Annotated in this window: 16 protein-coding genes; 8 read left to right on the top strand and 8 right to left on the bottom strand. The window is 66.7% G+C overall.

Going from position 1 to position 15,505, the window contains the following annotated elements; all coding sequences use genetic code 11:
* Positions 1-74 precede the first annotated feature (74 nt).
* Positions 75-539 (bottom strand): hotdog fold domain-containing protein, encoded by a 465-nt coding sequence (locus tag GWK18_RS03430; protein WP_123823464.1) that lies wholly within the window; start codon positions 537-539, stop codon positions 75-77.
* Between the two features lie 83 nt (positions 540-622).
* On the opposite strand from GWK18_RS03430, the gene GWK18_RS03435 reads away from it, so the two are divergent.
* From GWK18_RS03435 to ccsB, 5 genes are all read left to right on the top strand, one after another.
* Entirely contained in the window at positions 623-1,324 is a 702-nt protein-coding gene (locus GWK18_RS03435; protein WP_123823463.1) for a histidine phosphatase family protein, read from the top strand.
* Between the two features lie 86 nt (positions 1,325-1,410).
* Complete coding sequence (locus GWK18_RS03440; RefSeq protein ID WP_233568569.1) at positions 1,411-2,049, top strand: TlpA family protein disulfide reductase; 639 nt, start codon at positions 1,411-1,413, stop codon at positions 2,047-2,049.
* Complete coding sequence (locus GWK18_RS03445; RefSeq protein WP_166833376.1) at positions 2,049-2,807, top strand: cytochrome c biogenesis protein CcdA; 759 nt, start codon at positions 2,049-2,051, stop codon at positions 2,805-2,807. Before GWK18_RS03440 ends, GWK18_RS03445 begins: the two co-directional genes overlap by 1 nt.
* Positions 2,808-2,897: 90 nt before the next feature.
* Positions 2,898-4,586, top strand: coding sequence for a cytochrome c biogenesis protein ResB (locus GWK18_RS03450; RefSeq protein WP_233568568.1), 1,689 nt, complete (start codon positions 2,898-2,900; stop codon positions 4,584-4,586).
* 49 nt (positions 4,587-4,635) lie between these two features.
* A complete protein-coding gene (gene ccsB / locus GWK18_RS03455) occupies positions 4,636-5,772 on the top strand; it encodes a c-type cytochrome biogenesis protein CcsB (RefSeq protein ID WP_233568567.1) in 1,137 nt (378 codons plus the stop codon).
* Positions 5,773-5,806: 34 nt separating this feature from the next.
* Here the strand turns inward: ccsB and GWK18_RS03460 are convergent, their stop codons facing one another.
* From GWK18_RS03460 to GWK18_RS03470, 3 genes are all read right to left on the bottom strand, one after another.
* Positions 5,807-6,331, bottom strand: coding sequence for an SDR family oxidoreductase (locus GWK18_RS03460; RefSeq protein WP_325049514.1), 525 nt, complete (start codon positions 6,329-6,331; stop codon positions 5,807-5,809).
* A 340-nt stretch (positions 6,332-6,671) separates the two neighbouring features.
* Entirely contained in the window at positions 6,672-7,121 is a 450-nt protein-coding gene (locus GWK18_RS03465) for a PLD nuclease N-terminal domain-containing protein (RefSeq protein WP_123823460.1), read from the bottom strand.
* Between the two features lie 16 nt (positions 7,122-7,137).
* Entirely contained in the window at positions 7,138-8,058 is a 921-nt protein-coding gene (locus GWK18_RS03470) for a sulfite exporter TauE/SafE family protein (RefSeq protein ID WP_123823459.1), read from the bottom strand.
* Positions 8,059-8,184: 126 nt separating this feature from the next.
* On the opposite strand from GWK18_RS03470, the gene GWK18_RS03475 reads away from it, so the two are divergent.
* From GWK18_RS03475 to GWK18_RS03485, 3 genes are all read left to right on the top strand, one after another.
* Entirely contained in the window at positions 8,185-8,676 is a 492-nt protein-coding gene (locus GWK18_RS03475) for an Rrf2 family transcriptional regulator (RefSeq protein WP_123823458.1), read from the top strand.
* A gap of 56 nt (positions 8,677-8,732) precedes the next feature.
* On the top strand, positions 8,733-9,065 hold the full coding sequence (locus tag GWK18_RS03480) for a DUF4229 domain-containing protein (RefSeq protein WP_123823457.1): 333 nt from the start codon (positions 8,733-8,735) through the stop codon (positions 9,063-9,065).
* Positions 9,066-9,175: 110 nt separating this feature from the next.
* The gene (locus GWK18_RS03485; protein ID WP_166833249.1) at positions 9,176-10,030 is read left to right on the top strand and encodes a GNAT family N-acetyltransferase; all 855 of its coding nucleotides are present in this window, start codon (positions 9,176-9,178) and stop codon (positions 10,028-10,030) included.
* 181 nt (positions 10,031-10,211) lie between these two features.
* On the opposite strand, the gene GWK18_RS03490 is transcribed toward GWK18_RS03485, so the two are convergent.
* The 4 genes from GWK18_RS03490 to GWK18_RS03505 all read right to left on the bottom strand — a co-directional run bounded on the left by GWK18_RS03490 (position 10,212) and on the right by GWK18_RS03505 (position 15,486).
* Positions 10,212-11,093 (bottom strand): 1,4-dihydroxy-2-naphthoate polyprenyltransferase, encoded by an 882-nt coding sequence (locus GWK18_RS03490; RefSeq protein WP_123823456.1) that lies wholly within the window; start codon positions 11,091-11,093, stop codon positions 10,212-10,214.
* Between the two features lie 137 nt (positions 11,094-11,230).
* Positions 11,231-12,442, bottom strand: a complete 1,212-nt coding sequence (locus tag GWK18_RS03495; protein ID WP_123823455.1) for an AMP-binding protein — start codon at positions 12,440-12,442, stop codon at positions 11,231-11,233.
* Positions 12,443-12,445: 3 nt separating this feature from the next.
* Complete coding sequence (locus GWK18_RS03500; protein ID WP_166833251.1) at positions 12,446-13,420, bottom strand: 1,4-dihydroxy-2-naphthoyl-CoA synthase; 975 nt, start codon at positions 13,418-13,420, stop codon at positions 12,446-12,448.
* A 98-nt stretch (positions 13,421-13,518) separates the two neighbouring features.
* Positions 13,519-15,486 (bottom strand): penicillin-binding transpeptidase domain-containing protein, encoded by a 1,968-nt coding sequence (locus GWK18_RS03505; RefSeq protein ID WP_166833253.1) that lies wholly within the window; start codon positions 15,484-15,486, stop codon positions 13,519-13,521.
* Positions 15,487-15,505 lie beyond the last annotated feature (19 nt).

The following is a 15,505-nucleotide window of genomic DNA, read 5'->3' on the forward strand; positions in this document are numbered from 1 at the left end:
CGAAGCCCTGCACTGATCCACTCAGCGCTGATCCACACGGGGCCGATCCACACAGGGCCGACCCGCCCGCTCGCTCACTTCTTCGGCTTGTCCGAAACGTACAGCATGATCGTGCCTTCGACCACCACCGTGCCGTCCGTGCGCAACGCCCGCACCCTTACGGGCACGTCTCCGCCGACCTCCCAGGCGGCGGGATCGGATTCGGCCACGCACAGCAGGTCCGTGGTCGCTTTAGCCGGGTAGGTGAGTTCCATGCCGCGGGGGATCCAGCGTTTGTGATCGGGCACGGTTGCCTCGGCCAGCAGTCCCATCGCCGCCTCCAACCCGTTGGCCACCGCGATCACGTGGAAGGTCCCGATGTGGTTGTGCACCGCCCGGCGCTTTCGGATGCTGAGCTCCGCGTAGTTCGGTCGGACTTCACGCACGTTGGGTCGGACCGTCCAGAAATACGGGGCGAACTGGGCATAGGCCAGGCTGAAGAGCCGCTTCCCCCAGCGGGATCCGCTCAGGCGCTGGTACTTGGCGTAGGTATCAGTCATGTGACCCACGATACGTCCAGGGGCAGCTGGCCCCGTCCGGGCCGGATTCGGGCAGCCGGGCCGTGTCTGGGACAATGGCCCACATGCCTTCAGCGAACCCGACTCCCGCATCGGCCGCCTCCGTGACCGTGCATCTCCTGCGCCACGGGCAGGTGCACAACCCGGACCGCATCGTCTACGGACGTCTGCCGGAGTTCCACCTCTCGGAACTGGGGCACAAGATGGCGGAGGAAGCAGCCGCCGCGCTGGCACAACGCCGTGAGCACGGCGCCCGCCTGGTGTACCTGGCCTCATCACCGCTGACCCGGACGCTGGAAACGGCCGCCCCGGTGGCCTCTGCGCTGGACCTCGAGGTCCATCCCGACGAACGCCTGATCGAACCGCGCAACCACTTCGAGGGGCTGCACGTGGATCGCGGTCAGCTCTCCAAGATGTCGCACTGGCCCCACATGATCAACCCGTTCCGCCCGTCCTGGGGCGAGCCGTACCGGCAACAGGTGGCGCGCATGGCCGACGTCGTCGTCGACGCCGGTCGCCGTGCCGTGGAAATCGGCGGCGACGGTGCCGAGGCGGTACTGGTGTCGCATCAGCTGCCCATCTGGATGGCGCGCCGTTCGGCGGAGGGCAAGTTCCTGCCGCACGACCCCCGGGCCCGCGAGTGCAATCTGGCCTCCTTGACCTCCCTCGTGTTCGACGACGTCAACGCGGGGCTGCGTCCGCGGGTGGTCTACAGCGAGCCCGCCGCGCACCTGTACCCAGGGGTCAACCAGCTTCCCGGGTTATGATGCCCCTGCCGCGATTCACGCAAGTAACCTCCCGTCCACGTGCGGCCGACGCCGCGTCGTCCGTCGATTCACCAGGTGATTTCTCAGTGACCCGTCCGACAACCCCTCCCACGGATGACTCCCGCGCGCCCCGCGCCCTGTCGCGTAGAGCGGTTCTGGCGGCCTCCGGAGCCGGACTGAGCGCCCTGGTCCTGGCAGCCTGCGGGCCGCAGGAGGAGTCGCTGGCCGAGCAGGCCAACGCCGGGGGAGACACCGGGTACATCGCCGGGGACGGATCCGTGACGGAGTACGCCGAGTCGGAGCGCGGTGAGCCCGTGGAGTTCAGCGGCAAGCTCTTCGACGGCACGGAAGTCAGCTCCGAGTCCCTGCGCGGCAAACCGGCCCTGCTGAACTTCTGGTACGCCGGGTGCGCCCCCTGCCGCAAAGAGGCTCCCGATCTGGTGGAGATGGCCGGGGAGCGCAAGGACCAGGTGGCGTTCTACGGAGTCAACGTCCGTGACGAGAAGGCCACGGCCGAGGCATTCGAGCGCACATTCGAGATCCCGTACGCCTCCTTCGAGGACCGCGACGGCGGCGTCCTGCTCGCCCTCTCGGAGTTCGTCCCGCCCCAGGCCGTTCCCACCACGGTGGTCCTGGACTCGGAAGGGCGGGTGGCCTCCCGCATCCTGGGCATCGCAGAGCCGTCCATCCTGAAGGCCTTGCTGGACGACGTGGTGAAGGCGTGATCGAAGGCAACCACTTCGCCTCCTTGGTCCTGGACGGGTCCCTGTGGGTCGCCTTCCCCGTGGCACTGCTGGCCGGGCTGGTCTCCTTCGCCTCGCCGTGCGTCCTGCCCTTGGTTCCCGGGTACCTGGGGTACGTCACGGGGCTGACGGGCGTGGACCTGCAGGAGCAGAAGCGCGGGCGGATGTTTACCGGCGTCGCACTGTTCATCGCCGGGTTCACGGCGGTGTTCGTGCTCATGTCCGTGGTGCTCGCCCAACTGGGTGCGTTGCCGTGGCTGCGGGGACAGAACTGGATCATGGTCCTTCTGGGCGCCCTGGTCGTGCTCATGGGCGTGGTGTTCATGGGCGGCGTGGGAATGCTGCAGCGGGAACGCAAGATCCACCGGAAACCGCCGCCCGGCCTGTGGGGTGCCCCGCTGCTCGGGGTCACGTTCGGTCTGGGCTGGGCCCCGTGCATCGGACCGACCTTTGCCGCGGTGCAGATGCTGGCCTACAGCGGCGGCGCCTCCGTCGGCAAGGCCACCGTGTTGACCCTGGCCTACTGCGTGGGGCTGGGTGTCCCCTTCCTGCTGATGGCCCTGGCCTTCCGGCGTGGCATGGGGGTCCTGTCCTATCTGCGCAAGCACCGACTGCTGCTGCAGCGGATCGGTGGTTTCATGCTGATCGTGATCGGGCTCCTGCTCATGACCGGGGTGTGGACGCAGTTCGTGTCCTGGTTCCAGTCCGAGTTGGTGCAAGACTTCGTGCCGGTGATCTGATGCGGACCCGCAGCAACAAACCCCGAGTAACAAGCCCCTGGGAGACCGGCCCACGAACGGAGCAACGCGTTGATGGCGCGCAGGAGTGACGTGAGACGAAAAGACAAGCAGAAGGCATCGTCGGAGGTGGCCGTCCCCGCACTGGGTGTGTGGGGCATGCTGCGCTGGGCGTGGTCCCAGCTGACCCGCATGAACACGGCGCTCTTCCTGCTCCTGTTGCTCGCCGTCGCAGCGGTGCCGGGCTCGGTCTTCCCGCAGCGCGTCCAGGACCCCAGCGCGGTCAATGCGTACATCGAAGCCAATCCGACCACCGGCCCGATCCTGGACAAGCTCCAGTTCTTCGACGTCTTCTCCTCCGTCTGGTTCTCCGCGATCTACCTGCTCCTGTTCATCTCCCTGGTGGGGTGTGTGATCCCCCGGGCCCGTAAGCACTGGCAGGCCTGGCGCGCGGAGCCGCCGCGGACTCCGGCTCGGCTGCAGCGACTTCCCGTCTCTCGCTCCCTGGAACTCGGCGGCCGTGACGGGGCCCCGGCACCCGATCCCGAAGAAGTCATCGAACGTGCCGCCCAGATCCTGAAGAAGCGTCGGTACCGGGTCCACGTGCGGGACCTGGGGACCACGGCGCCGTCGGTCGGGGCCGAACGGGGCATGTGGAAGGAGGTCGGCAACATCCTCTTCCACCTGGCCTTGGTGGGGATCTTGGTGTTCGCGGCCTATGGGTCCATGTTCGGGTTCAAGGGTCAGAAGATCCTGACCGTGGGGGACACCTTCGCCAACTCCCTGATCAGCTACGACTCCTTTACCCCGGGATCGAACTACAACGCGGACTGGCTGGAGCCGTTCACCATTCGGGTGGATGACTTCAACGTCGAGTACAACAGGGACACCACGGACCCCGAGAACTTCGGGGTGCCGTTGCACTACGAGGCCGACGTCTCCATCACGGACTCGCCCGGTGAACGGGCGCGGCAGGAAGTGCTCAGCGTCAACAGGCCCGTGGAGATCGACGGCGTGAATGCCTACCTGATCGGCAACGGTTACTCGCCGGTGGTGCGCGTGACCGACGGGGAGGGCAACGTGGCCTACGAGGGCCCCGTGGTCACGGTCCCCGAGGACACCTCCAACATCTCCGCGTTCACGCTCAAGGTCCCGGACGCCGAACCCGAGCAGCTCGGCTTCTCCGGAACCTTCCTCCCGACGGCGTGGACGGACGAGGAGACCGGCCAGTTGACCTCCGCGGACCCCGATCTGGGGAACCCTGCCCTGGTGCTTTCCGTCTACAGCGGCGACCTCGGCCTGGACGACGGGACCCCGCAGAACGTCTACGTCCTGGACGTCAACAACCTGGACGAGGTGGCCTCTCCCATGACCGAGGGCGGGCCGATCACGTTGTCCGAGTCCAACCCCAAGGCGGAACTGCCCAACGGCCTGGGAACCGTCGAATACCTGGACACCGTGCGCTACGTGGGACTCGATCTGAACTACGACCCCGGAACCCGTGGCGTTTTCATCTCCTTCTGCCTGGCCTTCCTGGGTCTGATCATGTCCCTGTTCATCGTGCGACGCCGTGCCTGGGTCCGGGTCAACACGGTCGAGACCGCCGACGGCCCCCGCGTGCTCCTGCAGTACGGTCTGCTGGCCCGCGGCGAGGACCCGCGGCTGGTCGCCGAGGACAACGCCTTGGCGGATCTGTTCACGGGGGAGTGGGAGCAGATCGGTGTGCGCGACTCAGAGGCCGTCACCACTGCCGCCGCACGTCAGCCCGCTGCCGCCGAATGATCGTCGGCACCGGGCCCGGTGACCGCGTGAAAGTGAGAGAATGACCGCCATGAGCTCCGTCAACACCGCCTTGGGTACGTGGTCCGAGCTGTTCATGCTCCTGGCCGCGATCGCCTACATGTTCGTCTTCATCGCCTTTGCCTGGGACATGGCGGCCCACTCGAAGACGCTCAAGGAGGCCGAACAGCGGGACAGCGCCCCCGCCCGTCGTTCCGAAGCCCTTGTGGGTGCCACCGCCGGTGGTTCCGCGGGTGGAACGGAGGCCGACGAGTGGGACAAGGACGGCGCGGCCGCCAGGGGAACGCAGCCCCGCGACGACCGGAATGACGCGGGCTCCGGTTCACGCGCCGGGTGGCGTTCCAACACGGCCGACGCGCTCAGAGGCCAAGTGGCCAGTTCCTCCATGGCGTACTCCGACGCCGACGAGCGTCGCCCCGCAGCCCGCGTGGCCGTGGTCCTCATGGTTCTGGCCTTCGGGGTGCACCTGGCTGCGGTCATCATGCGGGCCATTGCGGCCCACCGGGTGCCGTGGTCCAACATGTACGAATACACCACCAGCGGCGCTCTGCTCATCACCGCGGTGTACCTGATCATGCTGGCCCTCAAGGACCTCCGCTTCGTCGGGGTGCTGATCTCCGGGCTAGTCACCCTGCTCCTGACGGCCGCGACGATCGCCTACCCCATGCCGGTGTCCCCGTTGCAGCCGGCCCTGCAGTCCTACTGGCTGATCATCCACGTGTCGATCGCCGTGGCCGCATCAGGGATCTTCGCCATCACCTTCGCCCTGGCCGTTCTCCAGCTGCTCCAGGACCGCCGGGAACGGCGCATCCTCGCGGGGGAGGGCAACGGCTGGGCGTTCCTCAAGCTCGTGCCCTCAGCCCAGGCGCTGGAGAACTTCTCCTACCGGCTCAACAGCGTGGGGTTCGTGTTCTGGACCTTCACCCTGGCAGCCGGGGCCATCTGGGCCCGCGACGCCTGGGGCCGTTACTGGGGCTGGGACCCCAAGGAAGTGTGGACGTTCGTGATTTGGGTGGTCTACGCGGCCTACCTGCACGCGCGCGCCACCCGCGGCTGGACCGGAAACCGCTCGGCCTGGCTGTCGATCGTCGGCTTCCTCTGCATCCTGTTCAACTACTTCGTGGTGAACACGCTGTTCGATGGCCTGCACTCCTACGCGGGGCTGTGAGCCGCACAGCGTGCTCACCACGGCGTGCTGAGTCCTACGGTGCCGTGTCCTCCTCGGCTGCGGGGCTGACGGACGCGATCCGCTGGAAGTACTCGCCCACGCGGGCATCCGCCCAACCCCACGCGTCCTCGCCGCGCAGCACGACGTCACTGCCGCCGTCGCAGTAAATCGTCTGACCCGCGCAGTGCGTGTTCTGCGGTGAGGTGAGCCAGATCAGCAGGTTGGCGATCGACTCCGGCGGCTGGTGGTAGTTCAACGGCATGGGCACCACGGCGTCCAGGAAAGCCACGGATTCCGGTGTGCTCAGCAGATCGGAGGTCATGGGGGTGGTCACGATCCCCGGGGCGACGGCGTTGAGCGGAATCCCCGCCCCTGCCCATTCGGGGGAGACCGAACGCATCCTGACCCACCGGGAGATCGCCCTCTTGCTCGACGCGTAGATCAGGTTGCCGGTCTGAGCATCCATGGACAGCTGTTCCGCGATCTCCATCGCCTCGGCTTCGGTGCCGGACAACAAAGCGTCGACCAGATGCGGAGCGTTGGGCTGCAGGGACGACATCGACGAGACGACGGCGGCCCGCGGTGACCGGTGTGGGTGCTGAAATCCCGGCGCAGGCGATCACCGCGTCCACCGCGCCCCCGGGCGCTTCGACGGCGGCCGTGGCTGCCGTACGACGCCCGTCGGCGGTGGAGAGGTCAGCCGTGACCTCGGCGTTCTTCAGATCGACCCCGACGACGGTGGCACCGGCGTCGCGCGCGAGGGCCGCTGTAGCCGCTCCGATCCCTGAGCCCGACCCGGTGATGACGTACGTGCGTGTCATGGCGAACCTGCTTCTCTGTAGTCCCTTCCAGGCGTCTCCGCATTTCCAGGCTATGGGGTGGGTTCACGAGGGGACACCCTATTCGTGATTGTCGTCCCGGTCGGATCGCGGGTCATGGTCATCGGGCCCGTCAGGGCCACCGTCGGTGTCGGGGCCCGTCTCGGGGTTCTCGGAGGACGGTGCGCCGTTCGGATCCCGGACACCACGTTGTTGACGTTCCCACTCGGCCAGTTCAGCTTCTGCGCGTTGCGCCCGACGCTTCTCGTCGATCTCCCGGAGGAACGCGGGGTCGTCGTCGGGCCCGCGCCCACGGGCCGGTTCGGATCCGGCTGAGGTGTAGCGGGGACGGCCGAAGGCCAGCCACAGGATGCCGCCGATGACGGGGAGCAGAAGGATGACTGCGATCCAGGGACCCCGACCGATGCCCCGGATGTCACGGGGGTCCGACCGCAAGCAGTCGAAGAACGAATAGATGATCACGCCGACCGCCAGCGCCGCGGCGCCGATGATTGCAATTGCTCGGATCATGTATCCAGCATATGGGTCACGCAACGGGAAGGTGTTCCGGCTCCTCCGCCGTCCTGGGGGTGCTCACTGCATTACGCTCGGCGCGGTGCAGGCGGGTGGTGTGGACCACGGCTGCGATCCACCCGGCAACCACCAGGAGCAGCAGGGCCCGACCCAGGGGCTCGGGTACCTGCAGCGCCTCGACAGAGAGCACCGTGCGCAGGTTGGTCAACACGATCAGACCACCCACGGCAGGCCCTAGTACGCGGGCGGGAACGTGACGAACGACAGCGGCAGCAATGGGGGCCGCGATCACGCCACCCAGCAGCAGCGCTGCGACCCAGGCGAACTCAATGCCTTGCCCACCCAGATGGAGCAGGAAGCCCAGGGAGGCAGCCACCGTCACCATGAACTCGGCGGTGTTGACCGAGCCCACCACCTTGCGTGGTTCCAGCCTGCCGTCGGCGAGCAGGGCGGGGGTGCCCACTGGGCCCCAGCCCCCACCGCCGGTGGCGTCGATGAAGCCGGCGAACAACCCCAGCGGGGACAAGAACTTGGCGGGGATCTTGTGTCCCAGCCGCTCCTTCCGCAGCCCACGGAACGTGAAGCGGTAGACGATGTAGATCCCCAGCACCAGCAGGACGGTGCTCATGACGGGCCGGGCCACGGACGCGTCGACGCTCGACAGGGCCGTTGCACCCAGGAAGCCACCCACGGCCCCGGGGATGCCGATCTTGGCCACCACGCGCCAGTCCACGTTGCCGAACTTCCAGTGCGACAAACCGGAGGCCAGAGTGGTTCCCACCTCGGCGAGGTGCACCGTGGCCGACGCCGCCGCAGGGTTGGCTCCGACGGCCAGCAGGAGCGTTGACGTGGTCACGCCGTAGGCCATGCCCAAGCCGCCGTCCACGAGTTGCGCGGCAAGACCGACCAAGGCGATCAAGATCAATGTGCGCACAGGGCACCTCCTACGTCACGAATGGAGTGGGTTCCCGACAATTCCCATCACTTCGATCGGGATTCGGTGAAGTGGAGCTTTTCAGCGGCACCAGGGGGGAGTCAAAGATCGTGAAACAATCGTCACATGGAGATTTCAGCGCGATCGGAATACGCGATTCGAGCGCTGCTGATGCTCGCGGAAGCTCATCAAGCGGGTACGGACGCGGTCCCGGCGGCGGAACTTGCACGGCGGCAGGAACTGCCCGCCAAGTTCTTGGAAGTGATCATGGGCCAGCTGCGCCGTGGGGGACTGGTGAGCAGCAAGCGCGGTGCCGCGGGCGGCTACCGTCTGGCCGTCGCGGCCGACCAGATCATGATCGGCGGAGTCATTCGCACCATGGACGGACCGCTCACGGGTGTCCGCGGCATGCGCCCTTCGGACACGACCTACTCCGGTCCCGCTGCGCATCTCCCGGTGGTCTGGGTCGCTGTTCGGGCGGCGTTGCGGCGGGTGCTGGACGAGGTCAGCATCGAGGACGTGCTGACCGGGCATTTCCCGGAAGAGGTCTCTCTCCTGGCGCAGGATCCGCAGGCGTGGCAGGACCGTTGGCCGTTGCGGACGGTGGGTGACGCCTGACCGGTTCGGCACAGGGCCTCCGGCTCGCCTTCAGGTACCGGCTCTAGACTGCTCGGGTGAACTTCCTGAAGTACTCCGTCCTGCGTCTGGGTCTGCTCGTCGTCGTTTTCGTGGCGGGACTGTACCTGCGCCTCGGCATCCTGTTCGCCGGTGCCGCGGCGATCATCATCGCTTTTGCGGTGTGCTACATCTTCTTCCCCAAGCTGCACATCGCGGCCTCTCAGGACTTCCACCGCCGGATCTCCCGGTCTCCCAAGATCCGCCGTGAATCACTGCGCGACGAGGACGCGGAGATCGAGGACGCCTACGTGGACTCGACCGACGATCCGGTCACGGACACGCGTGGTGGTTCTGAATCCTCCCAGTCACGGACCGAATCAAACTCCTGACTCCTGTGATTGGTTGAAACTACTTGAACTATGTGGCCATGAGATTCATGCAACCCACCGCACCCTCGCTCCTCGATGCCGCGGTCATGCCCACCGTTCCGGGTGTGGGCATGACGCCCGTCGAGATCGAGGCTGAAATTGGCGCGAAGCGCCTACGCCCAGAGTGGTCGGTCCTCGCGCTCGACGACGACATGATCGTTGGACGCGCGATGTGGTGGAGCCGAGACGGTCAAACCCCGATAGCTCTCGACGTGTGGGACGCACGCTGCGACCACCCCGAGGCGACGACGATCCTCAACGATCTCCTGACTCGTGGCCACGCCTTGCTCGCTGACGCCGGAGTCGACGTGCCACTGCAGCACACGATGCGCATCCCGACGACCTGGCGCGATGATGAGCTCATTCGACGCGATGTCGCGGTGAAAACCGCGGCAGCTGCAGCCGGAGGACTCGCCCGCTCCAACGAACGCCGCCAGTTTCAGTGGGACGCAGGCTCCTCGATGCCTCCCGAGCCGCACCGCTTGCGCTTCGAGCCTGCAGACGACAGCACCTTCGTCGAGATGTTCGCCCGAGCCGCGCAGGGATCACTGGACGTCATGACTCGCCGCGAGCTGGCGGTTACGGATCCCCTGACCTTGGCCCGGGGTGAGGTTGACTACTACCGTTCCTGTCCTGGCGACCGCGACTGGTGGCGCGTCGCCTACGACCTGGCAGGCAACGTTGTCGGCGTCGCTATCCCATCCGCGACCCCGACCAACCGCAACGTCGGATATCTCGCGATCCTGCCTGAACACCGGGGGCATGGATATGTGAACGACCTCCTCGCCTACATCACCCACTTCCACGTCCGTGAGGGGGCCCTGTGCATCACGGGCACCACCGATGCCGTGAACACGCCTATGGCTTTGGCCTTCAACCGTGCCGGATACCAGTGCACGGAGACACGGATCGAGCTGGAGAAGTAGCAGTCGTCACGTCCGGTCGGGAAACGAGCCAGGTCCTGGACGCGGTTAGAAGGCGATGGAACTACTAACCGCCGCGCGCGGAATCAATACCTCCGGGCATCACCCCTAGCAGACTGATTTCCGGGGCAACAGGACGGGCCGAAGCTCGGACTGAGCCCGGCTCAACCACAGCTTCCGGGCCTCAGACCCACTGACGCAGCAGGACCGCCAACAGGAACAACAGGGACCACACCAGGTTCAGGATTCCGCACTGCTTGAGCACGGGAATCAGGGCCTTCCGGTCCTTGGCGAACAGCACGGTCCGGGCAGCGACCACGGCGATCGGCGCGGCGAGCAGGACCAGGAGCATCCACCCGTTGAACGGCACCAGGAACAGGTGCAGAGCGAAGGCCAAGCCCACCTCGGCGGCGAAGACCACGCGAGCGCGGTGGTCGCCCAAGCGAACGGCCAGGGTTCGTTTGCCCACCTCTAGGTCGCCGGGGATGTCGCGGATGTTGTTGGCCATGAGCAGCGCGCAGGCGAACAGCCCCGTTGCCACCGCCGCGATCCAGGCGTCCAGGTTCAGCTCGCCGGCCTGGGTCAGCGTGGTCCCCAGGACGGCGACCAGACCGAAGTAGATGAACACCGCCACGTCGCCCCAACCGCGGTACCCGTAGGGCCGCTTGCCCCCGGTGTAACCCCAGGCGGCGAACACCGCCGAGATGCCGATGACGATGAACCACCACTGCTGGGACAGGATGATCAGGGCGGCCCCGGCCACTGCGGCGGCGGCAAAGCACCCGAGCGCGGCGGTCAGAACCTGGCGCGGGGTTGCCGCCTTGGAGCCCACCAGGCGCAGGGGGCCCACGCGGTCGTCGTCGGTGCCCTTGATGCCGTCCGAGTAGTCGTTGGCGTAGTTGACCCCGACTTGCAGGAACAGCGCGACCAGGAACGCCAGCAGTGCCAACCTGAGATTGGCCCCGTGCATGGACTGCGCAGCGGCGGTGCCCGCGATGATCGGGGCCAGCGCCATGGGCAATGTGCGCAGGCGTGCGCCTTCAATCCACTGGGCGGCAGTTGCCACGGGTGACCTTCCTGACGTGAGGGTGCGGACCTGGTGTGCGTCGGCCGGCCAACGGATCCGCTGACCTGGCGCGCGGTGGCGCGGGGGACCGCGTCATTCTTTCACGAACCCGGTGAGACCCCGCGAAACTGCGGATCTCACGCGAACAGGGACCGGACGGCGGCCAGATCGGGCTTGCCCGTGGCCAACAGCGGAATCTCGTGGCGCGTGCGCCAGTCCTTGGGAACCGCAGCCGCCCCCGCGGCGTCGCGGACCGCCGTCGACAGTTCCCGTTCCAGGGCCTGCCCGTCCCCGGCGGTGCGGGGCACCACCAGGGCCACGATCCGCTGCCCCCACACCTCGTCAGGCAGCGCGACGACGACGGCGTCCTGGACCCGAGGGTCTTTCACCAGGACCGTCCGGACCACGCCGGCGGAGACTTTGACCCCACCCGTGACGATGACGTCGTCGGCTCGGCTGATCACGCGCAGGACCTTGCTAGAACCATCCGTGGCGAGTTCACCGAGGTCATCCGTCCGGTACCAGCGCGTGCCGTCCCCGTCGGTGAAGACGTGGCGCGCGGTCTGGTCCGGGTCGTCCAGGTACCCGTCCGTGACCACGTCCCCGCCCAGCCAGATGCGGCCGGGTTCGCTCTGGTCGCCCTGTTCCAGGTGAACCCGTACCCCGGGGAGCGGGGCGCCGTCGTACACGCAGCCCCCCGCCGTCTCGGACATGCCGTACGTGGTCACCACGCGTGCCCCGAGTTCCCGTGCCTGTTCCAAGAGCGCGGGAGAGGCCGCCGAACCGCCCAGCAGGATGGCGGTGAAGGACCGCAACGCCTGTGCCACGGCCTGGTCGGTTGCGTTCTCGGTGGCCGCGGACATCAGGCGTTGGAGCTGGGTGGGGACCAGGGACACGTACCGCGTGGGATGGGTGAGCTGCGAGCCGGCTGCCACGAACCGTTCCACGGTGAAGTGGTCTCCGGTCATGATCACGGGTTCGGTGTCCGCCAGGGCCGACCGCACCAGCACCTGAACGCCGGCCACGTAATGCGATGGGAGGCACAGCAGCCACTGTCCTGGCCCGCCCGTGTGCTCAGCGGTTGCGTCGGCCGAAGCTCTCAGGGACTCGGTGCTGAGCACGGTGCGTTTGGGGCGTCCTGTGCTGCCCGAGGTGGCGACGACGACGGCCGGACCCGGCCGGTCCAGAACCCGCTGCAGCGCGGTCAGAAGCCCTGCCGGGCCCCCCAGGGCGGTCACGGAATCCGGTCCGTCGAGGATCAGGGTGTCGGCGGGCAGCGCCGTGGAGGCCGGGGCCTGTGCGGGCTCGGGCGAGAAAGTGCCGGGCGAGAACCGTTCGGGGACCGACACGGCTTAGAAGTAGTACGGGAAGGCCGACCAGTCCGGGTCCCGCTTGCCCAGGAACGCGTCCCGCCCCTCGACGGCCTCGTCGGTCATGTACCCCATGCGGGTGGCCTCACCGGCAAAGACCTGCTGGCCGACCATGCCGTCGTCGGGCAGGTTGAAGGCGTATTTCAGCATGCGGATGGCTTGCGGGGACTGGCGGCAGATCATGGCAGCCCACTCGATGCCCACGTTCTCCAGGTCGGCGTGGTCGACCACCTCGTTGACCGCGCCCATGCGGAACATGTCCTCGGCCGAGTACTCGCGGGCCAGGAAGAAGATCTCCCGCGCAAACTTCTGCCCCACCTGGCGGGCCAGCAGAGCCGAGCCGTACCCGGCGTCGAAGGAACCGACCGTGGCGTCCGTCTGCTTGAACTTTCCGTGCTCACGGGAGGCCAGGGTCAGGTCGCACACGACGTGCAGCGAGTGCCCGCCGCCGGCCGCCCACCCGTTGACCAGCGCGATGACCGGCTTGGGCATGGTACGGATCAGGCGCTGGACCTCCAGGATGTGCAATCGCCCGGCGCGTGCGGGATCGATGGACTCCGCCGTCTCGCCTTCGGCGTAGTGGTACCCGTCGCGCCCGCGGATGCGCTGGTCCCCGCCGGAGCAGAAGGCCCAGCCGCCGTCCTTGGCGGAGGGGCCGTTGCCGGTGAGCAGGACCGCTCCGACGTCGGAGGACATACGCGCGTGGTCCAGCACGCGGTACAGCTCGTCCACTGTGCCGGGGCGGAAGGCATTGCGCACCTCGGGGCGGTCGAAGGCGATCCGGACCCACGGGAGGTCGCGTTCGACCGTGCCGTCCGCGGTACGCGCGACGCCGCGGTGGTAGGTCATGTCCACGAGGTCTTCGAAACCATCCACTGTGCGCCACTGCGTCGGATCGAAGGTCTCGGAGATCTTCTCCGGGAGCGGGTTGTGCGGGTTCTGAGCTGCGTCGGTCACGGCGTCGAGTCTAGGTGGAGTTGGTGGGTGGTGCAGGGGCCACCAGGTGACCTGTGGCCTTGGTCGGCCGTCGGGCTTCGTCGGCAACTGGTGTTGGGCTAGGCACCGGACGATGTCTGGCCAACGGACTGAACCGCGTCGAGGAATTTCTTGGCCAGAGGAGCGCCCGTGACGGAGCCGTAGTCGCCGTCCTCGACGAAAACCGAGAAGGCAAGATCGGCCTGCGCAGCGATCACCCAGGAATGCGTGCGAGGGAACCCACCTCGATCAGGGTCCGCTTCTCCGAATTCGGCCGTGCCGGTCTTGCCGATGACTTCACCGCCAGGATGGGCGTCCAGGTCTTGCAAATGCCCCTCGGTCACGACGGCGCGCATCAGGCTTCGCAGTTGGGCAGCCTCCGCTGACGTGAAGTCCGTAGACACGCTCTTGGCCGGTTTGTCCTCAGGGAGCAGCTGGGGTGTGACCGTCTCGCCAGCCGCCACACTGGCAGCAAAAATAGCCATGGCCAGCGGAGACGTCTGCACCTTGCCCTGTCCGATCATGGAGGCCGCGTGTTCGGTACCTGTTTCGTCCCGGGGGATGTTGCCCGAGTAGGCGGGGATGCCCAAGTCCCATTCAGCGCCGATGCCGAGGGCTGCACCGGCATCGGCCAGGTCGTCCTGACTGACTTCCTCATGCCGATCGATCAGCGCTGTGTTACAGCTTTGCGCGATGGCCTCCTTCAGGGAAATGTCACCTAAATGGTCGGACAGGTAGGTCCCCGCGTTGTTGAAACTGCGGCCGTCCACGGAAATGTTCTCGGTGCAGTGAACGGTGGAATCCTCCGTCAAGCCCTTGCGCAGAAGAGCCAGCGACGTCGCAATCTTGAAAGTCGACCCCGGTGCGTATTGGCCGAGAGTTGCCGTCGGATAAGCGTTGTCGTCGGGTCCGCAGGCGGCCACCAACACGTCACCCGTGGAAACTCTCACCGCCACGAGTGCACTTGGACTGTCGGTGTTGGCAATGATCTCCTCCGCGGCGCGCTGCAGCGGGACATCCAAAGTCGTTCGGAGTGGGGAGTCCGGTGCGGCGGACTGTTCCCATAATGCTTCCAGCCTTGGGGGAGTGCGTGCTCCATCCAGTTGAGACACGGTGACCCGCAATCTGTTCACGGCACGTAGTCGATCGTCGAAGGCTTCTTGGAGTCCACCTGAGCCGATCCAATCAACGCCGTCGAGTTCATCACCCGCCGTTTCCAGGTCCTCGGCGGTGGGAGTTCGGACTGAGCCAATGAGGGCCCCCGCGAAGCCTTTCGTGACTGCAAGCGGCATCGTGCGGGTCTGCACCTCATACCCGTCAATTGCTCCGGCCCGGCGACCGTCCAGCTTCAAGAAGTCTGACCGGCGCAGGGTGATGGCTTCTACGAATGCCTCATCTCCGTATGCGTGAACCTTTTCCTGGTATTCCTGCACCGGGATGTCCACGACCTCAGCCAGTTCTCGCGCTGAGGTCTCGGCATCCTCCGGGGACAGATCGGCCTTGTTGATGCCCAGTACATGCACCTCTTGATTCGAAACGATCGGGACATCGTCATTGCCCAGAATCCCCGAGCGCTCGCCGGGGATGAGTTCGAGTGCGAGTCCCTGGCCGTCCTGGAGGTCTGGGTGGACGATCGCGTCACTCCACTGCACGTTCCACGCGCCTGAATCGTCTTGGGCCAGGTCAGCTGACGAGGTGTAGCTCCAGATCTGATCAGGGTCGAGCGAGTCCCAGTCGAACTTCAGATTGGCCGTGGCCTTGGTGTCCTGAACATCCACGTTTGCCACCGTGACCCTGGGCCGCATTTCCCCGACCATCCTTAGCGAGAAGAACGCGGATGGGTCTGTGGGGGCAGGGGTCAGCGGGACATCTGTGGCATCGGCGGCTTGCAGGCCGTTGGCGAGCTTCTGGGCGGCGTCTTTCGCCCCGCGTTGGGCGCCAGACCCGCAGCCACTCAGCACAGTGATGGAAGATGCTCCTGCTCCCAGTGCGGTCAGGGTCAGGAGATGGCGGCGGGTCATGTGAATCGAGTTCGGGGCGGGGTTCATGCAGCGAATGTATGAACCC

The organism is Kocuria sp. JC486 (genome assembly GCF_011602805.1).
Classification (GTDB): Bacteria; Actinomycetota; Actinomycetes; order Actinomycetales; family Micrococcaceae; genus Kocuria; species Kocuria soli.